At 67.9% G+C, this 23,595-nt stretch carries 27 protein-coding genes; 7 read left to right on the top strand and 20 right to left on the bottom strand.

The window, feature by feature from the left end:
• Window positions 1-172: 172 nt before the first annotated feature.
• Together CFN17_RS19935 and CFN17_RS10570 are read left to right on the top strand one after the other, a co-directional pair.
• A complete protein-coding gene (locus tag CFN17_RS19935; RefSeq protein WP_261792150.1) occupies window positions 173-301 on the top strand; it encodes a hypothetical protein in 129 nt (42 codons plus the stop codon).
• A gap of 196 nt (window positions 302-497) precedes the next feature.
• Window positions 498-809 carry a hypothetical protein gene (locus CFN17_RS10570; RefSeq protein WP_208747682.1) on the top strand — a complete coding sequence of 104 codons (312 nt, stop codon included), beginning with the start codon at window positions 498-500 and terminating at the stop codon, window positions 807-809.
• Between the two features lie 16 nt (window positions 810-825).
• On the opposite strand, the gene CFN17_RS10565 is transcribed toward CFN17_RS10570, so the two are convergent.
• The 16 genes from CFN17_RS10565 to CFN17_RS10490 all read right to left on the bottom strand — a co-directional run bounded on the left by CFN17_RS10565 (window position 826) and on the right by CFN17_RS10490 (window position 14,478).
• A complete protein-coding gene (locus CFN17_RS10565; RefSeq protein WP_208747681.1) occupies window positions 826-1,995 on the bottom strand; it encodes a flagellar hook protein FlgE in 1,170 nt (389 codons plus the stop codon).
• Window positions 1,996-2,026: 31 nt separating this feature from the next.
• Window positions 2,027-2,455, bottom strand: a complete 429-nt coding sequence (locus CFN17_RS10560) for a flagellar hook assembly protein FlgD (protein WP_208747680.1) — start codon at window positions 2,453-2,455, stop codon at window positions 2,027-2,029.
• 18 nt (window positions 2,456-2,473) lie between these two features.
• Window positions 2,474-4,357, bottom strand: coding sequence for a flagellar hook-length control protein FliK (locus CFN17_RS10555; RefSeq protein ID WP_208747679.1), 1,884 nt, complete (start codon window positions 4,355-4,357; stop codon window positions 2,474-2,476).
• A complete protein-coding gene (locus CFN17_RS10550) occupies window positions 4,354-5,061 on the bottom strand; it encodes a C40 family peptidase (RefSeq protein WP_208747678.1) in 708 nt (235 codons plus the stop codon). The genes CFN17_RS10555 and CFN17_RS10550 overlap by 4 nt, the downstream gene beginning before the upstream one ends.
• Window positions 5,058-5,492: a flagellar FliJ family protein gene (locus tag CFN17_RS10545; RefSeq protein WP_208747677.1), complete on the bottom strand. Its 435-nt coding sequence runs from the start codon at window positions 5,490-5,492 to the stop codon at window positions 5,058-5,060. The genes CFN17_RS10550 and CFN17_RS10545 overlap by 4 nt, the downstream gene beginning before the upstream one ends.
• Window positions 5,489-6,817 (bottom strand): FliI/YscN family ATPase, encoded by a 1,329-nt coding sequence (locus CFN17_RS10540; RefSeq protein ID WP_208747676.1) that lies wholly within the window; start codon window positions 6,815-6,817, stop codon window positions 5,489-5,491. The genes CFN17_RS10545 and CFN17_RS10540 overlap by 4 nt, the downstream gene beginning before the upstream one ends.
• Window positions 6,814-7,461 (bottom strand): FliH/SctL family protein, encoded by a 648-nt coding sequence (locus CFN17_RS10535; protein WP_208747675.1) that lies wholly within the window; start codon window positions 7,459-7,461, stop codon window positions 6,814-6,816. Before CFN17_RS10535 ends, CFN17_RS10540 begins: the two co-directional genes overlap by 4 nt.
• Window positions 7,451-8,467: a flagellar motor switch protein FliG gene (gene fliG / locus CFN17_RS10530; RefSeq protein WP_208747674.1), complete on the bottom strand. Its 1,017-nt coding sequence runs from the start codon at window positions 8,465-8,467 to the stop codon at window positions 7,451-7,453. Before fliG ends, CFN17_RS10535 begins: the two co-directional genes overlap by 11 nt.
• Window positions 8,464-10,074: a flagellar basal-body MS-ring/collar protein FliF gene (fliF, locus tag CFN17_RS10525; RefSeq protein WP_208747673.1), complete on the bottom strand. Its 1,611-nt coding sequence runs from the start codon at window positions 10,072-10,074 to the stop codon at window positions 8,464-8,466. The genes fliG and fliF overlap by 4 nt, the downstream gene beginning before the upstream one ends.
• The gene (fliE, locus tag CFN17_RS10520; protein WP_208747672.1) at window positions 10,074-10,379 is read right to left on the bottom strand and encodes a flagellar hook-basal body complex protein FliE; all 306 of its coding nucleotides are present in this window, start codon (window positions 10,377-10,379) and stop codon (window positions 10,074-10,076) included. The genes fliF and fliE overlap by 1 nt, the downstream gene beginning before the upstream one ends.
• Window positions 10,379-10,771, bottom strand: a complete 393-nt coding sequence (locus CFN17_RS10515) for a flagellar basal body rod protein FlgC (protein WP_208747671.1) — start codon at window positions 10,769-10,771, stop codon at window positions 10,379-10,381. The genes fliE and CFN17_RS10515 overlap by 1 nt, the downstream gene beginning before the upstream one ends.
• A complete protein-coding gene (locus CFN17_RS10510; protein ID WP_208747670.1) occupies window positions 10,771-11,112 on the bottom strand; it encodes a flagellar basal body protein in 342 nt (113 codons plus the stop codon). The genes CFN17_RS10515 and CFN17_RS10510 overlap by 1 nt, the downstream gene beginning before the upstream one ends.
• A gap of 144 nt (window positions 11,113-11,256) precedes the next feature.
• Entirely contained in the window at window positions 11,257-11,625 is a 369-nt protein-coding gene (locus CFN17_RS10505; protein WP_208747669.1) for a hypothetical protein, read from the bottom strand.
• Window positions 11,618-12,127 carry a flagellar export chaperone FliS gene (gene fliS / locus CFN17_RS10500; RefSeq protein ID WP_208747668.1) on the bottom strand — a complete coding sequence of 170 codons (510 nt, stop codon included), beginning with the start codon at window positions 12,125-12,127 and terminating at the stop codon, window positions 11,618-11,620. The genes CFN17_RS10505 and fliS overlap by 8 nt, the downstream gene beginning before the upstream one ends.
• Complete coding sequence (fliD, locus tag CFN17_RS10495; RefSeq protein ID WP_208747667.1) at window positions 12,124-13,458, bottom strand: flagellar filament capping protein FliD; 1,335 nt, start codon at window positions 13,456-13,458, stop codon at window positions 12,124-12,126. Before fliD ends, fliS begins: the two co-directional genes overlap by 4 nt.
• Window positions 13,459-13,644: 186 nt before the next feature.
• Window positions 13,645-14,478 carry a flagellin gene (locus CFN17_RS10490; protein WP_208747666.1) on the bottom strand — a complete coding sequence of 278 codons (834 nt, stop codon included), beginning with the start codon at window positions 14,476-14,478 and terminating at the stop codon, window positions 13,645-13,647.
• 292 nt (window positions 14,479-14,770) lie between these two features.
• Between CFN17_RS10490 and flgN the strand changes: the two genes are divergently transcribed.
• Genes flgN through fliW form a run of 4 tightly spaced genes read left to right on the top strand, consistent with a single transcriptional unit; the run spans window position 14,771 to window position 17,958 of the window.
• Window positions 14,771-15,259: a flagellar export chaperone FlgN gene (gene flgN / locus CFN17_RS10485; RefSeq protein WP_208747665.1), complete on the top strand. Its 489-nt coding sequence runs from the start codon at window positions 14,771-14,773 to the stop codon at window positions 15,257-15,259.
• A gap of 10 nt (window positions 15,260-15,269) precedes the next feature.
• Window positions 15,270-16,685, top strand: coding sequence for a flagellar hook-associated protein FlgK (gene flgK, locus CFN17_RS10480; RefSeq protein WP_208747664.1), 1,416 nt, complete (start codon window positions 15,270-15,272; stop codon window positions 16,683-16,685).
• A 5-nt stretch (window positions 16,686-16,690) separates the two neighbouring features.
• On the top strand, window positions 16,691-17,575 hold the full coding sequence (gene flgL, locus CFN17_RS10475) for a flagellar hook-associated protein FlgL (protein WP_208747663.1): 885 nt from the start codon (window positions 16,691-16,693) through the stop codon (window positions 17,573-17,575).
• Window positions 17,572-17,958 carry a flagellar assembly protein FliW gene (gene fliW, locus CFN17_RS10470; protein ID WP_261792149.1) on the top strand — a complete coding sequence of 129 codons (387 nt, stop codon included), beginning with the start codon at window positions 17,572-17,574 and terminating at the stop codon, window positions 17,956-17,958. The genes flgL and fliW overlap by 4 nt, the downstream gene beginning before the upstream one ends.
• 37 nt (window positions 17,959-17,995) lie before the next feature.
• Here fliW and CFN17_RS10465 read toward each other — a convergent pair whose 3' ends face one another.
• From CFN17_RS10465 to CFN17_RS10455, 3 genes are all read right to left on the bottom strand, one after another.
• Complete coding sequence (locus CFN17_RS10465; protein WP_208751434.1) at window positions 17,996-18,505, bottom strand: hypothetical protein; 510 nt, start codon at window positions 18,503-18,505, stop codon at window positions 17,996-17,998.
• Between the two features lie 295 nt (window positions 18,506-18,800).
• Window positions 18,801-19,103 carry a DUF4193 domain-containing protein gene (locus tag CFN17_RS10460; protein WP_090956868.1) on the bottom strand — a complete coding sequence of 101 codons (303 nt, stop codon included), beginning with the start codon at window positions 19,101-19,103 and terminating at the stop codon, window positions 18,801-18,803.
• Between the two features lie 150 nt (window positions 19,104-19,253).
• Window positions 19,254-19,745 (bottom strand): GyrI-like domain-containing protein, encoded by a 492-nt coding sequence (locus CFN17_RS10455; RefSeq protein ID WP_208747662.1) that lies wholly within the window; start codon window positions 19,743-19,745, stop codon window positions 19,254-19,256.
• Between the two features lie 228 nt (window positions 19,746-19,973).
• Here CFN17_RS10455 and CFN17_RS10450 point away from each other — a divergent pair, with 228 nt between their 5' ends.
• A complete protein-coding gene (locus tag CFN17_RS10450; RefSeq protein WP_208747661.1) occupies window positions 19,974-21,542 on the top strand; it encodes an APC family permease in 1,569 nt (522 codons plus the stop codon).
• A gap of 118 nt (window positions 21,543-21,660) precedes the next feature.
• On the opposite strand, the gene ilvD is transcribed toward CFN17_RS10450, so the two are convergent.
• Entirely contained in the window at window positions 21,661-23,520 is a 1,860-nt protein-coding gene (gene ilvD, locus CFN17_RS10445) for a dihydroxy-acid dehydratase (RefSeq protein WP_208747660.1), read from the bottom strand.
• Window positions 23,521-23,595: the final 75 nt, after the last annotated feature.

Genomic DNA, 23,595 nt, shown 5'->3' with positions numbered 1-23,595 from the left:
GGACCTCTGCCTGGGCCGCAGTGCCGGGCCTCTCCCCGCCCGCACTTTCAGGCTAAGGGGAGGCTCTGACAATCAAAGGCTAGAGGGAGGCTCTGACATTCAAGCTGCCTCGCCCGCAGAACCGTGACGGCGAATCTGCATTTCCCGCGATCTCACCTGCTCCCGCGCCTCCATGCTGTCCCTAGCCGCCGGCTTCTTCAGCAGCGGTTTGCGCGGCAACAGGGCCGCGGCCTCGGCAGGATCGGCGCAGGGCTCGTTCATCGAAGAGATCACGAAGCGCGGAGAGCTCCACGCTTCGTGATCGCCCCGCCCATCCAGCAGCCTGGCGGTACCCTGTGCGGCCCTAATCCGATCCCCCTCGAGGAGCTGAATACGCCGGAGTGTTCCTGGTGAAGGCAAGCTCGCCGTACACCACGTCCTCCCGGCACAGCCCCGGCGGCACTATCGACATCACCGGCGCGGAATACATCCGGTGAGGAATTCTTAGGAGTACTGACATGCCAAGCGGACGCATCAAAGACTGGTCGGCGCTCACCGAAGCCAACGTGGAGATCCGCAAGCAGGGCACCCCGATCTGCAGCGGCACAGTGGATGCCGTCACTGAGGACGGCAAGATCCTGTGGATCCACTCGACGGCGGAGGGCAGGCGCCTGTTCGAGAAGTCCGCATTCTTCGAGGTGGCCCGCCGAAGAACGCCTCGGGTTCCACTACAGGCTGGCGGCCGGTTAAGCGCCGGCCGCGTCCTCCCGGCCCCATCGTTGCCCTATCACTTATGGCTGCCTCCGGACCGGAATGGCGGCCATAGGTGACAGGGCAACTTTGTCTTTAACGCTTCAGCTGGGTCAGTTCCTGCAGGACCTCGTCCGACGTCGTGATGATGCGCGCGTTCGCCTGGAAGCCGCGCTGGGCGACGATCAGGTTGGTGAACTCCTGGGAGAGGTCCACGTTGGACATTTCCAGCGAGCCGCCGGTCAGGGTGCCGATGCCGGGGTCGCCCGCAGCGCCCAGCTGCACGCCGCCGGAGTTGCCGGTCGCCACGTAGGAGGAGCTGCCGGCCTTCTCCAGGCCGCCCGGGTTGGTGAACTTGGCGAGGGCGATCTTGGCCAGGACCTGCTTGATGCCGTTGCTGAACGAGCCGATCAGGGAGCCGTCGCTGCCCAGTGTGTAGGACTCGAGCTTGCCGACCGGTGCGCCGTCCTGGCCGCTGACCGCCAGGGAGCTCATGGTGGCGTAGCCGGAAACCTTGGAGATGTCGAGGGTGATGCCGTTGACGGTGAAGTTGCCGCCGGCGGTCGGCTGGCCGTTGGTGAAGGTCACGGACCCGTTGGCCGTGGTGCCGTTGTCGTCGGCGGCGATGTTCCAGGTGCTTCCGGCCTTGGTGAAGGTCATGTCAACGCTGCGTTCGGCCCCGGCTGCGTCATAGACCTTGACGATCCGCTTCAGCTGGGTGCCGTCGGCGGCGTCGCTGGGCAGGTTTCCATCGATTGTCACCGTGCCCGTGGCTTTGGCCACCATGGTGTTGGGGTTCAGCGTGATGTCGCCGACTGGGGAGCCAGTGTTTATCACACCGCTCGTGTCGGCGGTCCAGCCCTGGAGGATACCGCCGTCGGGGCTCACCAGCTGGTTGGCGGCGTCCGGGCTGAACGCGCCGGCGCGGGTGAAGAGCTGCTGGCCGCCCTTGCTTGTCACGAAGAAGCCGTCACCGGAAATCATCATGTCTGTGGCGCGGCCGGTGCTCTGGGAAGAGCCCTGGGAGAAGTTGGTGGTGACACCGGTGACCCGGACGCCCAGGCCAATCTGGGCCGGGTTGCTGCCGCCGGTCTGGGCCTGCGGGCCGGTGGCGCCCTGCTGCAGCTGGGACAGGGTGTCCTGGAACTGGGTGGAGGAGGCCTTGAACCCGGCGGTGTTGACGTTGGCGATGTTGTTTCCGGTGACGTCCAGCATGGTCTGGTGTGCGCGGAGGCCGGAGATTCCGGAGTACAGCGAGCGGAGCATGGGAACTGCCTTTCTGCGGGTGGAGAACTGGTTAGGATGCGGCCGGCGCGGTAAGCCCGGTGATGGAGTCGAGGGGGACGGAGACGTCGCTGACCGTGACGGTCGGCACGGCACCGGCATAGGACACCGAGCCGGCGATGCCGCTGCCGGTGGTGCCGTCGGCGAGGGTGTAGTTCACGGTGTGGCCAATCAGCTGAGCGGCTGAAGAACGCATCTGGAGCGAGAACGCCTCCTTGCTGTTCGTGGCCATCTCTGTGGTCTTCTCCATCATGGAGAGCTGGATGGTCTGGCTCATCATCTGGTTGCTGTCCATGGGCGCGCTCGGGTTCTGGTTCTTGAGCTGCGCCACGAGCAGGGTCATGAAGACGTTCGCATCCATGGTCTGCACCGGCGCCCGGACGGCGGACGCCGGGGAGGCCGCGGCCGTGGCCGGCTGGGCTGCGATCGGCTGAATCGTCATAGTTCGCGTTCCTTCGTGTCAGACGAGAATGTCGAGGGTGGTCTGGGGGCTGGCGGGGATCCTTCCGGCGTTGCCGGTCTGCTCATCCGGCCCCGGGCCCCAGCGGTGTCCAGGCCGCGGCTCGCCGGCTCCGTTCCGGCCACCAGGGCCGTTTCCGGCGGAGTCGCGGCCGGCGCCAGAGGAGCCAGCACCGGTCGGGCCGTTGCCCGGGCGATCCTGGCCTGTGCTGTTTTGGCCTGCGCTGTTCTGGCCGGGGTTGCCGGGGCCGCTGTGGTCCGACAGGTCAAGGCTTGCGCCGAAGCCGGCGTCCGCGAGTTCCTTCCGGAGTTCGGGCAGGATCCCCCGGACCGCTTCGCGACCCACCTCGCCGGGAGCGAAGAGTTCGATCCGCACTCCCCCGGCGTCGATGTGCGCCCGGACGGTCAGCGGGCCGAGATCCTCGGGGCTGACCTTGAGCGTCATGACGTGCTGGCCGTGCGGCGCACCGACAAGGGTGAAGAGCGGCTTGGCCAGCTGGGGCTGCAGGGGTGCCGCGGCATGGGACGCGGTGTGGGTTGCGGGCTGCGGCATAGCTGCGCCGGCGGCAGGTGGCTGAGCGGCCCCTGCCCCCGCGGCAGCCGGAGCGGCAGCGGCAAGCGCATCCCCCGGTACCGCCGGCTGTGCCGCTGCCGCTGCCGGGGCGGAGGCGGACGCGGCTGCGGGTGCCGGATCCGTGGTCCCGTCCGCCGGCACTGCGGTGCCAGCTTGGGCGATGCCGGCTGTCACCGCACGGGCGGTGAAAGGGCGGGCGGTCTGCGCCGCGGGCGCAGCGGCGACAGTCTGCGGTGCGGACGGAACGACGGCGGTGGCGCCCGGTCCGCCGGGTACCGGAGCGGGCTCCGCTGCGGTTCCCGCCGGTGGCGTTCCGGCGGTAGCGCGCGCAGTGTCCAGCGCAGGGGCACTGCCGGTCACGGCGGAAACCACCCGAACGGCCGTCCCCGGCGTCCCGGTGGCAGCGGGCACGACGAACGGTGAGGCAACGGGTGCGTTCACAGACCCGGCAGGCCCCGGTTGGCGGGGGCCGGTGCTAGGGTCAGCCGCAAAACCGGTCGCCGTGGTCGCGAGCCCAAAGGTGGACCTGCCCGGTGCGGTCCCAGCCGGGGCAGTCCCGACCGGGGCGGTCCCGACCGGGACGGTCAGGGCAGGTGTGGTCACAGCCTGCGTGACCGGCCACGATGTTGCCGGAGCAGATACTGCCAGCACGGGAACCGAAGTCCCCAGGACAGGCGCCGTGTTCCCTTCCGGCGCGGCAGCCTCTGTTGGAATCCGGGCAGGGCCGCTGGCCTGGGTGCTGGCCGAAACCGGGCGTCCGGACTCCCGGAGCTCGCCCGCCGGAACGCGGACCGGAATGCCGGCCGGTGCCGGCGCTGCGGATGGTGAGACCTGCAGGAGGCCGGCAAACGCGATAGAGGCCAGTGCACCGGCGTCGGTCACTGGCGCCGGGACGGCGGCACGGTCGCCGGCGGGTTCGGAGTCTGCCCCGGTGAGGGGCGCGGCGGCGGAGGGCACGCCGTCGTCCGTCACCGGAGCGGCTTCCGCAGGGAAGCTGCTGTCCTGAACAGCACCGGGGACCCATTCGGCCGTCGCGCCGGTGGCCGGAACGGACACAGGGACGGCCGCCGGGACGGCGGCCGGGATGGTGGCAGCAACCGTCCCAGGGGCGACAGTTTCGGGGGTGACGGCGGCGCTGTTCGCCTCGGCAGGAGCCGTGCCACCGCCCTGGAGGTCGCCGAGCACCGCGTCGAAGGACGCAGTGGCAGGCGTTCCCGCGTCCGACCGCGACCCCGGACCCTGCCTGCCGGCCGCGCCCAAGGCCCCCGCCAACAGGGCGGATGCGAGGTCCGCAGACACCGCGGCCCTCACGATGCGGTCCCCGCGGGAACGATGCGCCGGATGGACGTCAGGTTGGACTGCTGTTCCCAGGCGTCGCGGATCTGGATGGTCTTGCCGGGGACGGGAGCGTCGATCGCCTTGCCGTTGCCCAGGTAGATCGAGATGTGGTTGCCGCCGAAGCTCACGAGGAGATCGCCCGGTTTCGCCTCGGCGAGGGAGGCTACCGGGGTGCCCTTGCGCATCTGGTCGCTCACGACGCGGGGAATGTCGATGCCAAGGTCCTTGAAGACGCGCTGGGTGAAGCCCGAGCAGTCCATGCCGCTGGCCGGGTTGGTGCCGCCCCAGACGTAGGGAACGCCGATGTACTTCTTGGCCGCCGCCACCACGTCGTTGCCCGTCGCGGCACCGCCTGTCCGGACGGTCCCCGACGCCGTTGCGCCGGTGAGCGCGGATACTCCGGCCGCCGCTGTGCTGCCCAGCCCAGTGCCGCCCAGCCCCAGGCTGTCCGTGAGCGACGAGGCATCCGTGCCGGTGCTGCCGAGGGCCGCGGCGAGGGCCTGCGTGAAGGAGGCGGTATCGCCGGTGCCCGTGGCGGTGGCCAGGGAGGATGCGGCCGCGGCCTTGGCGGCGGCGCTGGTGCCTGCGGCACTGACGTCCGCGGCCGCGGGGCGGCTGAGTTCCGCGATCATGGACTGGATGCCCTGCATCCGGCCGATCGCCTCGGTCATGCTCATGGCTTCTCCTGCTGGTCGTCCCGGTGCCAGCTGGTCGAGGCGATCTCATCCAGCGCGGACTGTTCGGCGCGCAGGTCCGCGCTGCTGACTTCGGCGTGGTGGCGTGCCTGGAGTTTTTCCAGGCCCACGGACCGTGTGCGGGCGGCGATGAACTCGGCGCGGGCGCCGGCCTCATCGGCCTCGGCCAGGCGCGTGAGGTTCTGCAGGTCCGCGAGCATGCTGTGCGCGGAGGAGCGGGCGGCGGCCACCGCCCGCAGGGACGCGGAGCTGGAGATGGGGTCGTCGGTCGCGGCCAGCTCGCGGCGGGCGGCTGCCTCCCGCACGCGCACCGAGTTGGAGCGTGAGCGGGCGCGCGCCAGCCCGGTGGCGGCCTGGTCCTGCTGGAGCTGGCGGAGGCGCAGGAGGCCGGCCAGAGAGAATTCGCGGTTCATGCTGCTGCTCCCAGGATCGAAGTGAGGTGGCCGAGCCGCTGCCAGGACTCGGGGTGAGCCGTGGATTCCTCCATAGGCTGCTGGAGGAAGTCGCTTACGGCTTGCTCGTGGTTCAGTGCGGCGTCGACGAGCGGGTTGGTGCCGGCCTGGTAGGCGCCGACGTCGATCAGGTCCTGCGCCGCCTTCCGGGCTGCGAGGACCCGGCGGAGCGTGGCTGCGGCGTCCAGGTGCGGCCGGGCGTTGACCTTGCCCGCCACCCGGGACACGGACCCGAGCACGTCCACGGACGGGAAGTGCCCCGTCACGGCGAGCTTGCGGTCCAGCACCACGTGGCCGTCCAGGATGGAGCGGGCGGCGTCGGCAATGGGTTCGTTGTGGTCGTCGCCGTCCACCAGCACGGTGTAGATGCCGGTGACGGAGCCGGCTTCGGCGGTGCCGGCACGTTCCAGGAGCCGGGCGAGGACGGAGAAGGTCGACGGCGGATAGCCGCGGGTTGCCGGGGGTTCGCCGGCGGAGAGGCCGATCTCGCGCTGGGCCATGGCCACGCGGGTGAGGGAGTCCATCATCAGGACCACGTCCTGGCCCTGGTCGCGGAACGATTCGGCGATCCGGGTGGCGGTGAAGGCCGCGCGCAGGCGCATGAGGGCGGGTTCGTCGGACGTGGCGACCACCACTACGGAGCGGGCCAGGCCGGCCGGGCCGAGGTCGTCTTCGAGGAATTCGCGCACTTCGCGGCCGCGTTCGCCTACGAGGGCAATCACGGAGACTTCGGCGTCGGTGCCGCGGGCGATCATGGAGAGCAGGGAGGACTTGCCGACGCCGGAACCGGCGAACAGGCCCATGCGCTGGCCCTTGCCGAGCGTCGTCATGGTGTCCAGGACGCGGACGCCGGTCTGCAGCGGGGAGTCGATGCGCGCGCGTTTCATGGCGTTGGGTGCCTCGTTGTCGATCGGCACGCGCGGGCCGCTGAGCAGCGGGCCCTTGCCGTCGATCGGGCGGCCCAGTCCGTCGATGACCCGGCCGAAGAGACCCCGGCCGGTGGGGACGAGGACAGCGCTGCCCTTGGCGCGGACGGGGTCCCCGGCTGCGACGCCGGCGAGGCGTCCCAGGGGCATGCAGCGCACCGAGCCGTCCAGGGCGGCGACCACTTCGGCGTCGAGTCCCGGATTCGTGCCCACAGTGACGAGGTCGCCCAGGGCGCAGTCCAGCCCGGACACCTCCAGGCCCAGGCCCATGACCGAGGTGACAACCCCGACCCTTTGCGGGGCGGCGGCGGCCAGCGCGGCGGCGTAATCGGCACCCTTGGGCCGCCATTCGGCGATCACGCCGGGCCCCGTTCATCCGAAGCCGGCCCGGACTCCCCCAGCAGCGCGGTACGGGCCCGGTCCAGGGCGCTGCGCAGGCCGGCGTCGAACCAGCCCTGCTGGTATTCGACCTTCGCGTCGCCGCGCGCCAGGGAAGGATCGGCGATGAGCGGCAGCCCGGCCGGCAGGTCCTGGCCTTCACGGGTGAGGACCTCGACGTCGGCCGGGTGCAGCCGGATCGCCAGGACGGTGGCGGCGTCGTTCCCCGAGAGGGCGCGGGCCAGGGCCCCGCGGGCGGTGCGGGTGCCTTCGGCCAGTTCGTAGCCGAGGATGGCCTCGGCCAGTTCCAGCGCCGTGCGCGCCAGGACCTCCTCGGCGTCCTGCAGGGCCTGGACGTTGCGGTGGGCGAAGTCGGTGCGGGCGACGGCCAGGGCGCGGACGGCCCGGTCCAGGTCCTGCTGCCCGGCGGCCAGGGAGGCGGCCTGCTCGGCGGCCATCCGGTCGCGCCAGCGGCGCTGCTCCTTCGCCGCGGCCCGGACGCCGGCGGCGTAGCCTGCGGCGTGGCCCTCGGTGTAACCGGCCTGTTCGGCGGCCGGGCCGTTGGCCCGCAGCGAGGGAAACACGATCCGCGCCGGGCCGCCGGCTGCGGCGCTGTCAGTAGACATAGTCTTCTTCGTCCCCGCGCTGGATGGTGATCTGGCCTTCCGCCTCGAGCTCCCGGATGGAGCGGACGACGGCGGCGCGGGCCTCTTCGATCTGCGAGGCCCGCAGCGGGCCGAGCCCGGCGATCTCGGACTCGAGGATTTCCAGGTTGCGGCCGGAGACGTTGGTGGTGATGGTCTCCAGGACCGGCTCGGAGGCGCCCTTCATGGCGACGGCCAGGACGGCCGAATCGAGGCCGCGGAGCACCAGCTGGACGTCGCGGCGCTCCAGTTTGACGATGTCGTCGAACGTCACCATCTGCGCTCGGATCTCCACGGCGAGGTCGGGATCGAGCAGATCCAGGCCGTCCAGCACGGACCGTTCCGTGCCGGCGTCGGTCCGGTTGATGATCTCCAGCAGCGGCTGGATGCCGCCCACCACCTTGGAGGCCTGCTGGGACACCGCGGCGCCGCCGCGGAGTTTGAGGGTGTCGGCGACGATTCCGATCGCTTCGGGCGCGCCGGAACCCATGGTGGCGATGCTGAGGGCGACGTCGGCGCGCAGCGAGCCCGGCAGCCCGGACATCACGGCGGAGGCCTTGCGCGGGCTGAGGTGGGCCAGGACCAGGGCGATGGTCTGCGGCAGTTCGCCGTCGATCAGCGCCAGGATCTGCACCGGTTCGATGTCTTCGAGGAATTCGAAGGACTTCCCGGCCATGTTGACGGTCAGGCGGTTGATGAGGCCGGCGGCCTTTTCTGAGCCGAACGACGCCTCGAGGAGGCCCTCGGCAAGTTCCCGGCCGCCCCGGGCCTGGCGCTGGCTGGTCTGCGCGGCCTGGTGGAAGTCCTTCATGATCTCTTCGGCGACGTCCGGATCCACCTTGCGGAGCTTGACGATCTCGGCGGCGATTTCCTCCGCCTCCGTGTCTGTGAGCTGGGCCATGACCTTCGCGGCGTTCTCCGGACTCATCTGCATCAGGACCACGGCAGCGCGCTGGGTGCCGGTCAGGAGCGTATCTGCCGGTTTCATGCCGGTTGCCTGTCATCCATGAGGCTGCGCAGGTAGTCGGCAGCCCTCTCCGGGTTGGCGGCGACCATGCTGTCGATCTCGAGCCGGCGGCGCTCGGATTCCAGCTGCTCGGTGGTGGGACCTGGCAGCGGCGGCAGGGCCGTAATCGGGATGGCGGACGTCGCCGGTGCCGGCGGAAGCGCCGTGACGGGCGGGGCCACGGGCATGATCTCCAGGTCCAGGCGTTCCCCGAGGTCCACGGGCTCACGCTTCTGGCGACGCCGGAGGATGATCGTGACCACGAGGGCCAGGATCAGCAGGCCCAGCAGGATGCTGCCCGCGGTGACGAGTGTTCCGAAGAACGCTGCCTGCTTTTCGGCCTCGGCGGCGGCCTGGGCGTCGGCAAGGGCCTTGGCGGCGGCGTCGGCGGCGGAGGTGCTGAACGGCACCACTTCAACGGTGACGACGTCGCCCCGTCCGGTGTCGACGCCGGCGGCCGACGTCACGAGGTTCTTCAGGGAGGTCAGGTTCAGTCCGCCGGCGGCTGCCTGGCTGACGGCGACGGAAATGGTCTGCCGCTTGATGGCGCCAGCCGGGATGGTGCGGTCCTCAGTGACCTTGTTGACGGCGTTGTTCTTGGTCTCGGTGGAGGAATCGAAGTTCCCGTTGCCGCTCGTGCCGCTGGGGACGGCGATGTTGTCCGGGCCGAGGACTCCCGCAGCCCCTCCCCCGGTGCCGGTGTACTTCTCGGTCTTGGACGATTCGCTCAGCGGCAGGGCGCCCTCGGCATTGGAGAACGTTTCGCTCTTCTGCTGCGCGGATTCGCCCGTCACATCGGCGGCGACGGCCACGGTGGAGTTGCCCGGGCCCACCACGCGGTCCAGGACGGCGCGGACGGCGTCCGAGGTGCGGTTCTGGTAGTCGCTGGCCTGTTTGGAGGTTGACCCCGTCGCCCCGGCGCCGACGGTGGAGAGCACGTTGCCCTGGGAGTCGACCACGGAGACGTTGGCGGGCTTGAGGTTTTCGATGGCGGCGGAGGTCAGGTGGACGATCGCCTGCACCTTGTCGCCGGACAGGGTGGTGCCGGGGTCGGTCTCGACAAACACGGAGGCGGTGGTGTCCGGCGTCGTGGACACGAACACGGTCTTCTCCGGGATGGCGAGCCGGACGGCGGCGGTTTTCACGCCGTCCATGGCGGAGATGGTGCTGGCGAGTTCGCCTTCCAGGGCGCGCTTGTAGGTGACGGACTGCTGGAACTCCGAGGAAGTGACGCCCATCTTGTCCAGCAGGGAGTAGCCGGTGGCGGCGGCGGTCGGCAGGCCGGCGGCCGCGGCCTTGAGCCGTTCGTCGTAGACCTTGTCCTGCGGGACGAGGATGGTGGATCCGCCGTCGCTGAGTTCGTAGGGGACGTTGTCCTTGCGGAGCTGTTCGACAATGCCGTTCGCATCGCTGGTCTGCAGGCCGGAGAACAGCGGGGTCAGCACGGGGCGGGTGAGCCAGGCGGACAGGGCCACGATGCCCACCACCAGGAGGGCGGCGCCGAGCACGGCGAGGGTGCGCTGGCCGGCGGTGAAGCTCTTCAGTCCGTCGCCGATACGCTGGAAGAACGCGGTTATCTGCGGAGGCATCAGGCCTGCATCCTCATGATCTCGTTGAACGCGTCTACGCCCTTGTTCCGCACGGTGGCCATGAGCTCGAGCGTGACCTGGGCGCGGGTCGCGGCGAGCGTGGCGTTGTGGATGTCATCCAGGTTGCCGGTGACGGCGGTAACGGCGAGGTCTTTCGACGTCGACTGCAGCTGCTGGAGGTTGTCCACCGCGCCGGTGAGCGAGGTTGCGAAGGCCGAGCCGTCCGTACCGGCGGCGGGGGCCGCTCCGGCAACGTAGCTGGTGGGCAGGACACCCTGGACCGGGGCGATGGGGGAAACAGTCATCAGGAGCGTCCAATCTCGAGGGCAGCCATGTAGGTTTCGCGGGCCCGGTCCACGACCTGGGCGTTGGCCTGGTAGCCGCGCTGGGCGATGATCAGCGCGCCCATCTGCTCGGCCATGTCGATGTCCGGGTACTTGACGTTGCCGTTGGCGTCCGCGAGCGGGTGGTCCGGCTGGTAGACGATCCTGCCTTCGGCGCTGCCCAGGGCGGTGCCCTTGACGTACACGCCGGAGCCTTCCGAGCCTTCGGCCGCCTCGACGTACCGGGCCTGGAAGGCCGGGCCGGACGTGGCAGATGCGTTGTTCATGTTGGCCAGGTTGTCGGAGACCGCGTCGAGCCACTTACGGTGGACGGTAAGGGCGGAGCCGGCGATGCCGATCACGTCGAAGGTCATCAGCTGGTCCTCAGGGCGGAACGGACGGCGGTGAACTCGGAGTTGACGGCGCGGGCGGCGAACTGGAAGCGCAGCACGGTGTCGATGTTGGACAGGGTCTCGGTGTCCAGGTTGACGTTGTTGCCGTTCAGCTGCGTCGGTTCAAGCGATTCCGCCGTTGTTGCCTGGACGTGGCCGTCGCCGTTCTGCACCGATGCCGCGAGGGCCTCCTCGAAGCTGACCCGCTTCGCGTGGTAATTCGGCGTGTTGACGTTCGCGATGTTGTTCGCAATGGTCCGCTGGCGCAGTGCCAGCCCGTCCATGGCGCTGGCCAGGGCGGCGGAAGTCACGGATTCGAGCACAGAGTCCTGCCTGGGAAAGGTGGGGTGGCCGATCCGTGGCCGGTAAGCGAGCGATCCGTGCTCTTACAGAGGTTATCGGCACTGGTCAGCGCCGCGTTAGGCGAAAACCGGAGAGTATTTTCGGATGTTCTGGGGCCGGGGTTCTTAGCCGTTGACGTCCAGGTACACGGCTCCGGGCGACTCCCCCACCCCGGGCACGGAGGAGACGGCCTGCAGCTGGCGGGCCACGCCCCGCCGGGCCTCTTCCAGCCGGAGGGCAACGCGCTCCTGGGCGGCGGCCAGGGCGATGGCGCGGCGCCGGGCGGCGGCCGGCAGCGGTCCCGGCAGCGGCGGCGGGGTCCAGCGTTTTTCCGGCCGTGGTTCGGCCGCGGACCCGGTGGCGGCGGCCAGCGGCCCCAGCGGATCCTTCAGGGTGCGCTCAGCGGACTGGACGGCCGTTTCGAGCACGTCCAGGACAGCCATCCAGGCGGCCAGGGTGGTGTCCGCGGGTATCTCCTCGGCAGGGTCAGCCAAAACCGAGGCTCCCGCCGCCTGATCCGGGCTGGGTGTTCCATGCTCCGGCGAAGGCGGGTGCGGCTTTCGCCGCGAAGGGGGGTGCCGCGGCGGCCGGCGCGGGAACCGACGCGGCGGCCTCGTGCCACGCCTGGCGCAACGGCTCCAGGAGGTCGATCGCCTCCCGGGTGAGGACGGGATCGCGCTGGATGTTGGCGTTGACCAGGGCAGTGAACGCATAGTTGTACAGCCCCAGCAGGCCGTCGGCGCCGTCCCAGTCGTCCGTCTTCAGGGAGGAGACGAGCTCGGCGATGATGGCCTGCGCGTGCAGGAGGTTTTCGGACGCGACCGGCCAGTTCGAGGCCTGCTGCGCGGTCTCGGCCCGGCCAAGGTCCAGAAGGAGACGGTCGTAGAGCATGGTGAGCAGTCGCGCCGGCGGAGCCGAGAGGACCGAATCTTCGAGGTACTGGTTGCGCTGCGCGGCGCTTCCGAAGCCACCCGCTCCGTAGCCGTTGAACGTCATGATGAACTGCTTCCTGAGGAGAGACCGGCAAGCTGCGACGTGAGCCAGGACTGCTGGGCCTTCATGTTGCTGAGCGCCACCTCAAGTCCTGAGTAAGTCCGCTGGAGGGTGGCTTTTCGGGAAGCGAGCCGGGTGTCCCAGTCGCTGATCCGGTCGGCAAGGTCGCGGACTTCGGACTGCTGGCCCGTGATGGTCTTGGTCAAGGTGCCATCGTACTTGTCCGAGGCCTTGGTAGCCGCGGCTGCAATCCGCCCCGCGATCTCCTGCACCTTGGCCGCCGTACCGGCAGGATCGGCAGCGAGGGCGGCGCCGAACTTGGTGGCGTCGAACTCCATGGTGCCGGTCTTGGTGATGCTGATGCCGATTTCCGACGGCGACCGCGGCGGGGTGCCGACCGGCAGCGACGCGGCCGAGAGGATGTCCTGGTCGACCGAACGCACCGTGGTGTCGCCGGCAAAGACGCCGGCCGAGGTCGTGGTACCGGTCGAGTTCGTCGTCGTGCTGACCGCGGTCCTGCTGGCCACGAACGAGAAGATGCCGTTGACGCCGTCGACCAGGTCGGAAGCGACCTTGGTGATCCCGGCGTCGTCACGGGACACGGTCAAGGTGGCCGGGGCGGCGGTGACGTCCTTGGCAGTGACTGAGACTCCGGGCAACAGTTCGGCGAAGGTGTTGGTTGACGACTTGACAGTTGTCGACACCGCGGGGTTGCCCGGCCAAAGCGTGATCTCCGCGTCCTGCGCAGCCTTGACGTCAGTGAAGGTCGTGCCCGGATCAGAGATGGTGAAGGCCCCGGCGCTGCCGGACTTCGTCGCGGTGAACTGGATCCGGAAATCTCCGCCGCCCACGTCCACCTTGCTTGCGGTGACGCCGGCGCCGGCGGCATTGACAGCCTTCACAACGTCGTCGAGGTTGTTGCTGAGCGGTTCAATCGTGTACGGGGTGCCGCCGCTGTTGATAGTCATGGTCGTGTAGGGCCAGCCGGTCACGCCGTTCACCTTGGGGGTCACAGTGACCTGGGTTTGGGCGAGCGCGGTGACCTGGAAGTCCAGCGACCCGACCGCAGCACCTGTTGTGGTCGTGGCGGTGACTTTGTCACTGTTCGTAGCGGCGGTGTAGAGGTCCAGGGCGCCGGGTTTGGCCGCGGCAGTCGCCTGCGTTGCCAACGCGGCTACCTTGGTGTTGAGTCCCTGGAGCGCGGACACCATGGACTGGATGTCTGAGGACTTGTTCTTGAGCAGCGTCTGGGGAAGGGCATCGACCTGCATGATGGAGGCGATAAGCGCGGTGGTGTCGAGCCCGCTGGCCAGTCCGTCGAGTGAGATTCCCATCGCTGCCTTTCCTTGCTGCTGCTGAAGCGAAACGTCTTGTATTCCAAAACTACTGATGCTGCGCGTAAGGGCCGGACGATGGTTGTGGCATCGTCCGGCCCTTCCGCAGCGTGGTGATCGGGGGTGTCTCTTCGTCCGATCAGGATGGCAGCCTCAGTCCTGGACTGCCGGCTGCCGGAAACCGGTTTAGCGCAGGAGGGAAAGAACGCCCTGGCTGGACTGGTTTGCCTGGGCCAGCATGGCAGTGCCGGCCTGGGACAGGATGTTGGCCTTGGTGAACTTGACCATTTCCTGCGCCATGTCGACGTCTGCGATGCGGGACTGAGCGGCCTGCAGGTTCTCACCGGCAACGTTCAGCGACTTGATGGTGTGCTCAAGACGGTTCTGGACGGCACCGATGTTGGACCGCTCCGTGGAGATGTTCTTGATCTCGGTGTCAACCGAACCAACCGAGGCAAGGGCATTTGCGGCGGTGTCGAACGTCAGGGCCTTGACGGTGGCGCCGAGGGTCGAAATGTCAGCGCCCGAAAGGTCGACGACGATCTGGTCTTCCGCGGCCGTGCTGCCCGCTCCAACCTGGAAGGTCAGCGCGGTGGCGCTGCCGTCGAGCAGCTTGATGGTGTTGAAGTTGGTCGAGTCACCGATGCGGGTCAGTTCATCGCCCAGTGCGTCGGACTCTGCCTTGATGGCCGCGCGGGCGTCCGAGTTGTTCGAGTCGTTACCGGCCTGGACAGCGAGGTCACGCACACGCTGCAGGATGGAGTGGACCTCGGTCAGGGCGCCTTCAGCGGTCTGGATGACCGAGATGCCGTCCTGGGCGTTGCGGGCGGCCTGAGCCGATCCGGTGACCTGCGACTTGAGGCCCTCGGAGATGGACAGGCCTGCTGCGTCATCGCCGGCGCGGTTGATGCGCAGGCCGGTGGACAGCTTCTCCAGGGACTTGGAAAGGTCGCTCTGGGTGGCGTTGAGGCTGCGGTAAGTGTTGTTTGCCGCAAGGTTGTTGTTGATAACGAAGCCCATGGTATTTCCTCCGTGAGTGGGACTATAAGCGATGGCCCATCCGTGGGCCTTCAGGAGTAGCTATCGCCGCTTCGAAAGCACAGGTAAGGAGAAATCCAAAATTGTTTTCGGTTTTTCCCTCGCGCCAAATGCTGCGTGTTATCAGCCGTATTACTGCTAACGGATCCTCCGGTCGCGCCGATAGTTTCTACGAACCCTGCTGGAGCCTGCATCGTCCGCACGATGTGTAGAGGCCCTGTCATCACCGCATCAGCCACCTGCACCATTCACACATGAGGGAGCCGTCCGGACCATGGCCATCCACGAACTTTCAGCCCTGCTGTGGCGGGAGCGTGAACTTCTGGACGTTCTGACATTCAAGCTGGAGGAAGAGCAACTGCTGCTCACGTCCGGCAAGTCCCGCTGGCTGGCGCACGGCACGCGGGAGGTCGAGCAGGTCCTCGGGCACCTTTCCCAGGCGAGCCTGGCACGAACCATCGAGGCGGCGGTTGTGGCCGAAAACTGGGGGCTGCCGTCCGACGCGTCCCTGGCAGAACTCGCCGCCGCAGCTCCGGAAGGTGCCTGGGCCGAGGTCCTTACCGCACACCTGACCGCGCTGACCCGCCAGACCGCCCTCATCAAGGAACTGCGCGATTCCAACGAGCAGTACCTGCGCACGGCTGTCCGGTCCGCCCAGGAGTCCCTGGCCGATCTGCGGCCTGCGGCGGCCGCCGGCACGTACGACGCCCACGGTAAGACCGCGGAAACCGCTGGCTCCCGCATCTTCGACCAGCAATTCTAAGGAAGCGACCATGAGCACTTTTGGCGCCCTGAACACCGCCTACCGGGGACTGACGGCCGCCCAGCTGGGCATGAACGTGGCCGGTCAGAACATCGCCAACGCCGCCACCGAGGGGTACACCCGGCAGCGCGTGGAGCAGTCTTCGATTGCCGCTCCGGCCCAGGGCCTCTTCGGCTCCGGCCGTCCGGAAGCGGGACAGGGCGTGTCCGTGGACGGGATCGCGCGGCTGGGCAGCATCTTCCTGGATTCCAGTGTCCGGTCCACGAACTCCCAGGCCGGCTACGCCAGTGTCCGCTCCTCAGCGTTTCAGGGAATCGAGGGGATCCTCCAGGAACCCGGTGAGAACGGAATTTCCACTGCCCTGCAGGGATTCTGGTCTGCGTGGCAGGGCGCGGCCAATCAGCCCGACCAGGACGGGCCCAAAGGTCTGCTGCTCAATGCAGCCAACTCCGTGACCGACAAAATTTCCTCCGCGTACCAGGCCCTCGACGCACAGTGGAGCAGCGTCCGCGCCCAGGCCGCGGACAACGTCAACGCCGTGAACGCCGCCGCCGCCCAGGTTGCCGCCTACAACACGACCATCCGCTCAACGCTGGCCGCGGGCGGGTCCGCCAATGAGCTGATCGACGCCCGGGCCAAACTCACGGACAAGATTGCGGGCCTCGCCGGCGGCACCGTCCGTGAACAGCCGGACGGCACCGTGGATGTGCTGGTCGGCGGCAACGCCCTGGTCACAGGTGGTTCGGTCCGGACCCTGGCACTGGCCGGTGCAACAACCATGGACCAGGCAACGGGCAACGCCCCGCGCATCGACTGGACCAATCCCGGCGGGACGGCAGCGCTCGACGGCGGCGAGCTCGCCGGCGCTTTGTCGGTGCTCGCACCCGCCTCCGGCGGGTCGGGTGGCGCCATCGCCGAGGCCGCACAGTCCTACAACGACTTCGCCACCGCACTGGCCACAGCCGTCAATGACGTCCACAGGCTTGGCGAGACGGGAACCGGCGCCACCAATGCCGAGTTCTTCTCCGTCAGCGCCACCGGCCCTGCAGCCATGGGCATCAAGGCGCCGGCGAGCACCGCCGACATCGCCCTCAAACTGCCCAACAAGGGTGCCTTGGACACCGGAATCGCGGACCGGATCTCACAGCTTGGCACCGGCACGGCGTCCCCGGACAAAATCTGGTCAGGAATCGTCACCAGCATCGGTGTCCAGTCCCGGGGCGCCCAACAGCACGAGGCACTCACCGCCGCAGCCCAGACCTCGGCGCTGACCGGCCGGGCCTCGCAGGCATCGGTCAGCCTCGATGAGGAGAACGTCAGCCTCCTAACCAACCAGCATGCCTACCAAGCGGCGGCCCGCGTCATGACCGCCGTCGACGAAGCCTTGGACGTCCTGATTAACCGCACCGGACTTGTAGGAAGGTAGCCACCATGTTGAACCGGGTGACGAACCTGACCATGAGCGCGGCCGCCCAGCGGACGCTGCAGACCCAGCAGGCGAAGCTGGCCGAACTGCAGGACAAGGCCGCCTCCCTCGACAAGATCTCCCGCCCCTCGGATGATCCGGCAGCCACCGCACAGGCGCTCGATGTTCGTTCCAGGCAGGCGGCCACCGCCCAGTACGGCCGGAACATCGACGACGGCAACACCTGGCTCACGGCGGCGGATTCCGCCCTGGAACAGGCCACCAACATCATGCTCCGCGTCCAGGACCTCACCGTCATGGCGGGCAACGGGTCGCTGAACCAGTCCGGCAAGGACGCCATCGCCATCGAACTGGAGTCCCTCAACGACGACCTCCTCTCGATCGCCAACAGCAAGCATCTGGGTCGCAACATTTTCGCGGGAAGTTCCGACGCCGCCAGCGCCTTCACGGGCACACCTCCGGCCTTCCAGGGCGTTGCCGGTTCCTCCGTGGAGCGCCGCATCAGCCCCACCCAGACAGTACGGGTGGATGCGGATGGCGCCGCGGTCTTCGGCGACGGCGCCGGCTCGGTTTTCGATACCGTGGGAAAGATCGCCGCCGACCTAAAAAACGGCGCGGACATCACCCCGCGTCTTGCAGCCCTGGATGCTTCGTTCAAAAATGTTGTCAACGGACGTGCTGAGATAGGAACACGCCAGGCACAGCTGGAACGTGCGGGCAACGTCAACACAGAATTGGAGGCCACGTTGGATGCACAGCGTACCGGCATAGAAAAGGCGGACCTCGGCAGCGTCATCATGGACCTGAAGCTGCAGGAGACCAACTACCAGGTGGCCCTGGCCGCGACGGCACGGGTGCTGCAGCCCACGCTGATGGACTTCCTGCGGTGAGCACTGCCGTGCTGAACACGCCCGTCACGTTCACCGCGCCCATGCCGGGCTTCGAAAACCTGCACGACTTCACTCTCCGCAGCGTCGAGGGTGCCGCCGGCCTGTACGCCCTGGAGTCGGGCTCCGGGATGCGCCTGTTCCTGGCCGACGCCGCCATCTTCGCGCCCAGCTACGCTCCCCCGGTTCCGGCAGCGGCCCTGGATGCGCTGGGCCTGGCGCACGCTTCCGACGCCCAGGTACTGATCGTGGTCAACCACGCCCCCGGCTCCACCACCGTGAACCTCATGGCACCGATCGTGCTCAACCGCGAATCAGGATCCTGCACCCAGCTCGTGCTCGACGGCCGGGACTACCCGCTGCGGGCCGAACTCGGCTCGCTGTAGCCGCCGCCGGCCGCCGGTCGGCCGGGCGCAGTCAGCCTTACCAGAAGTGCGCCACGTCCACCACGAGCCGTGACCCTGTGCCGGGCCCGGCCAAGGTGAAGACCCGGAACGGCAGCCGCGCGCGGACTCCAAGGCCCATGCTGCTGTAGCCTTCGAAGCTGCCCGCCCACGCCACCTGGCGGAAGGTCTGGTAGCCGGTCACGTTGGAGAGTTCATTCTTGTCGGCCGGGGTGTAAGTGGGCTTGCCGGCGTCATCATAGGCTGGCGCGTTGACCGTCACCTGGATGAACGCCTGGCCCCGCAGCGGAACCGGCAGGCCCGAGCCGTCCTGCACCACCTGGGGCACGTACCGCACAGTGTAGCCGGGCGCGGGACCGTTCAGGTCGACCACCAGGCGGTCGAAACAGTAATGCTGTCCGGTCCGGACGTTGACCACCTTGGCCTGGCTCATGGCCGGATCCGTCTTGGCCAGCGAACCCCAGACCTGCCCACAGTAGGGGTCTGCGGCGGCCGGGCCGGGGGCCAGCACCCCCAGGCCCACAGCCATCAGCAGTGCCGCAAGCAATGCGCGGAACTTCCGGAATTCGGAAATATTCAACCGGGAGCCCTTCAAAGCGGCCACCCCCTCGAGCAATGTGACAGAGCGATGTGATAGCGCGATGTGATAGCACGATGTGACAGTTCAAGGGTAGGAGCGGCCGGGCCGGCTGGCGAGGGCTGCGTCGGGATTGGCGCCCAACCGTTAGGAACGCATGAAGCGCCGGTCCCCTTGCGGGTCCGGCGCTTCATGTGGCGCTGCTGTGTCACCGGCTGCTGGAAGCAGCCGGAACGGTGGAAGGAATTTAGCCTTCGCAGTCGCGGCAGTACTTCATGCCGTTCTTTTCACGGGCGACCTGAGACCGGTGACGGACCAGGAAGCAGGAGGAGCAGGTGAATTCGTCGGACTGCTCGGGAACAACAATGACGGTCAGCTCTTCGCCGGACAGATCCGCACCCGGAAGATCGATGCCTTCCGCGGTGTCGTTCTCATCGACGTCGATCACGGCAGTCTGGGCGCCGCCGCCACGGGACGCCTGCAGGGCCTCCAGCGACTCAGCGGGAGACTCTTCTTCTGTCTTGCGTGGGGCGTCGTAATCGGTAGCCATATCAGGGTTCACTTTCGTTGCTGCGCAGCGCCATTTCAGGCACCTCAGTGAAGCAGTTTAGGACATTATGCACGGAGTTGAAGAATAGTGTGGCCAATCAGACAGTATGAGTCTTTTGCGGCTCTCTGGCGCCGGGTTGAAGGCCGCAATTCAGGCGACCGGCCAGACCACCAGGGTCTGCCATTTCGCCGGGTCCGGCTCGGCACCCGGGTCGCTGAGGTAGTACTCCCACATGGTCCCGGCCGGGGTCACGCCGTCCGCCTGCATCCGCGCCATGATGGCGCCGTACGTCTGCTGGAGCGTGGCATAGGGGCCGATGTGCATCGCCTCGTACGCTTTCCCCGCGGGAAGCGTTCCGGCGGTAACGGGCCCGCCCTCCCCGCCTGTGCTTGTGAACGGCGCGGCGAGCGGGAACCCGGCCTCGACGTCCACGACGTCGGTCGGCATCCCGCGGTAGAGGGCGAACGGGGGCCCTGCCAGCTGGACATGTTGCTGCTGCACGGCGCCTATAACGGCACCGAAGGCGCGGTCGAAGAAGCCCCGCAGTGCGGACATGGGCACGGTCTCACGCACCACCGCCGTCGGCTGTTCCTTCAGGTGGGCGGACTTGATGTCCGGGACCGGGCCGTTCGTTCCACTCATAGGCCCAGAGTCTGCCGCGACCCTTCCGCGGTCTAGGGCCTAACGGCCCGCCGCCGAATAAATAAATGAACTTTATTCATATTAGGTCTTGCCCCTTACTGAACCCACCCCCGATACTAAATGAACCTTGTTCATTTCTGTGACGCCCGTCTCACCGAAGTAACCGTGATCGGAATCCCCGGGCTCCACCCAACAGCAACCGTCCACTCCCCAGGAAACAGGTCAGCAATGAGTCAGACTATCGGCCGTAAAGACGGCACCACAACGCACGACGTCGTCGATCCGGCCGGGTCCAAACACGGCATCACGGGCAAGGGCCTCAAAGGCGGCCAGCTGGGCCTGCTCGCCGTCGTCGTCCTAGGCATCTCCTCGGTGGCGCCGGCCTACAGCCTGACCAGCTCACTGGGTCCCGCCGTCGGCGCCGTCGGCGTGCAGCTGCCGGCAATTTTCATTGTCGCGTTCATCCCGATGATCCTGGTGGCGTTCGCCTACCGGGAACTGAACGCCGACTCGCCGGACAGCGGCACCACGTTCACGTGGGCCACGAAAGCGTTCGGCCCGTGGGTCGGCTGGATGGGAGGCTGGGGTCTCCTGGCCGCCAACATCATCGTCCTGTCCAACCTCGCCGGCGTGGCGGTGGACTTCTTCTACCTCTTCCTGGCCCAGGTGTTCAACAACCCGGACCTCGCGGACCTGACCTCCAACACGGCCCTGAACATCGTGACCTGCCTCGTGTTCGTGGCCCTGGCCGTCTGGGTCAGCTACCGCGGCCTGCACGCAACCAAGCTCGTGCAGTACAGCATGGTCGGGTTCCAGGTGCTGGTGCTGGGCGTCTTCGTCATCATGGCGCTCACCCACGCCGCGGCCGGCGACGCCGGATCCTCCCTCGCGTTCAGCTGGGATTGGTTCAACCCCGCCAAGATCGAAAGCTTCGAGCAGTTCACCGCGGGTATGTCGCTGGCGGTCTTCGTTTACTGGGGCTGGGACGTGTGCCTGACGGTCAACGAGGAAACCAAGGGCGGCAAGGGCACAGCGGGCAAGGCGGGGACGACGACGGCGGTAGCCGTCCTGGCCCTCTACCTCATCGTCATCGTGGCGACCATGATGGTGGCCGGCACCGGCGCTGACGGCATCGGCCTGAACAACCCGGACAACCAGTCGAACATCTTCGCCGCCCTGGCCTCGCCGGTCATGGGTCCGCTGGCCATCCTGATGTCCCTCGCCGTACTCTCCGGCACGGCGTCGTCCCTGCAGTCCACCATGGCGTCCCCGGCCCGCAGCCTCCTGGCCATGAGCCACTACCGTGCCCTGCCGCCGCGTTTCGCCACGGTCAGCAAGCGGTTCGGCTCCCCCGGCTACGCAACCGTGGTGGCGGGCCTGATCTCCGGCGGCTTCTACGCCATCATGAAGGTGGTCAGCGAAAACGTCCTGAACGACACCATCCTGGCCCTGGGCCTGATGATCTGCTTCTACTACGGCCTCACGGCGTTCGCCTGCACGTGGTACTTCCGGCACAGCCTGTTCAGCAGCGTCCGCAACTTCTTCATGCGGCTCCTGTTCCCGGTCCTGGGCGGCCTGGTCCTCACCGTGGTCTTCATCCAGACGGCCGTGGACAGCTGGGCACCGGAATTCGGCAGCGGCTCGGAAGTCTTCGGCGTGGGCCTGGTGTTCATCCTGGGCGTCGGCATCCTCGCCCTGGGCGCGTTCATCATGCTCTTGACCGCCAAGCTGCACCCCGGCTTCTTCCGCGGCGAAACCATCCGGCAGGACACCCCCGCTCTGGTGGTTCCCGAGTAAGAACAACCGGCCAAGAACCGGTCCTTTAAAGCCCGTACGGCCCCGCTCCCCTGACTCCGGGGGGCGGGGCCGTACGTTTGTGGATTAACTCCGAAGCACGCCGGGGTGCGTGGTGCGCTTAGCGCTCCACGAGGGAGACGTCGCGGACGGCGCCCTTGTCCGCGGACAGGGCCATGGCCGCGTAGGCGCGCAGCGCCGCGGAGACCTGACGGTCCCGGTCCTTGGGCTTGTAACCGCCATTGACTTCCAGTTTTTCCCGGCGTTCGGCGAGAACCTCGTCGGAGACCTGCAACTGGAGGGAGCGCTGCGTGATGTCGATGCTGATGATGTCGCCATCCTCCACCAGGGCGATGGTGCCGCCGGAGGCAGCCTCCGGGGAGATGTGCCCGATCGACAGGCCGGAGGTACCGCCGGAGAAGCGGCCGTCCGTGATGAGCGCGCACTTCTTGCCGAGGCCGCGGCCCTTGAGGAACGACGTCGGGTAAAGCATTTCCTGCATGCCCGGACCGCCCCTGGGGCCTTCGTAACGGATGACCACCACGTCGCCTTCCTTGATGGTCTTGTTCAGGATCTTCTCGACGGCTTCGTCCTGGGACTCGCACACAACGGCCGGACCTTCGAAGGTCCAGATGGATTCGTCCACGCCGGCGGTCTTCACCACGGCGCCGTCGGCGGCCACGTTGCCGCGGAGCACGGCCAGCCCGCCGTCCTTGGAGTAGGCGTGCTCCACGGACCGGATGCAGCCTTCCGCGGCGTCGGTGTCCAGAGAGGTCCACTCGTTCGACTGGGAGAACGCGGTGGAGGAGCGGACGCCCCCGGGAGCCGCGTGCCACAACGCCTTGGCTTCCTCGGTGGCCTTGCCGCCGCGGATGTCCCAGTCATCCAGCCAGCCGTCCAGGTCGGCGGAGTGCACGGAGTGGACGTCCTTGTGCAGGAGTCCGCCGCGGTTCAGCTCGCCCAGCAGGGCAGGGATGCCGCCGGCGCGGTGGACGTCCTCCATGTAATAGGTCTTGTCCTTGGCGACGTTCGGGGCCACCTTGGCCAGGCAAGGCACTTGGCGGGACTTGGCGTCCATCTCGGCCAGGCCGTAGTCCACGCCTGCCTCCTGGGCCGCGGCCAGCAGGTGCAGGATGGTGTTGGTGGAGCCGCCCATGGAGATGTCCAGGGCCATGGCGTTGTCGAAAGCCTTCGCGGTGGCGATGGAGCGCGGCAGCACGGAGTCGTCGTCGCCGTCGTAATAGCGCTTCACCAGTTCGACGACGGTGCGGCCGGCTTTCTCGTAGAGCGCCTTGCGCGCGGTGTGGGTGGCCAGCACGGAGCCGTTGCCCGGCAGGGCCAGGCCGATGGCCTCGGCGAGGCAGTTCATGGAGTTGGCCGTGAACATGCCGGAGCAGGAACCGCAGGTGGGGCAGGCGTTCTCTTCGATGAGGTTGATGTCGGCGTCGGAGATGGATTCGTCGACGGCGTCGGCGATCGCGTTCACCAGGTCCAGGGAGCGTACGGACCCGTCGGTCAGGGTCACGCGGCCGGCCTCCATGGGGCCGCCGGAGACGAACACCACCGGGATGTTCAGGCGCAGCGCGGCCATGAGCATGCCGGGGGTGATCTTGTCGCAGTTGGAGATGCAGACCAGTGCATCGGCGCAGTGGGCGTTGACCATGTATTCAACCGAGTCGGCGATCAGGTCCCGGGAGGGCAGGGAGTAGAGCATTCCCGAGTGGCCCATGGCAATGCCGTCGTCCACGGCGATGGTGTTGAATTCGCGCGGGACGGCGCCGGCGGCGAGGATCGCGTCGGAGACGATCCGGCCCACGGGGGCGAGGTGGGTGTGGCCGGGTACGAATTCGGTGAAGGAGTTGGCCACGGCGATGATGGGCTTGCCGATGTCTGAGTTGGCGACGCCGGAGGCGCGCAGCAGTGCGCGGGCTCCGGCCATGTTGCGGCCGTGGGTGACTGTTTTTGAGCGGAGTGCAGGCATGGATACCATCCTGCGTGGTCTTTCCGGCGCGTGGAAGACGGCGCTAATACTAGTAGTGGGAGTACCAGAGTAATA

The sequence above is a fragment of the Arthrobacter sp. PM3 genome (assembly GCF_003352915.1).
Lineage (GTDB): Bacteria > Actinomycetota > Actinomycetes > Actinomycetales > Micrococcaceae > Arthrobacter.
Note: the sequence above shows the minus strand (reverse complement) of the source record. Positions and strands in the feature narration are given on the sequence as shown.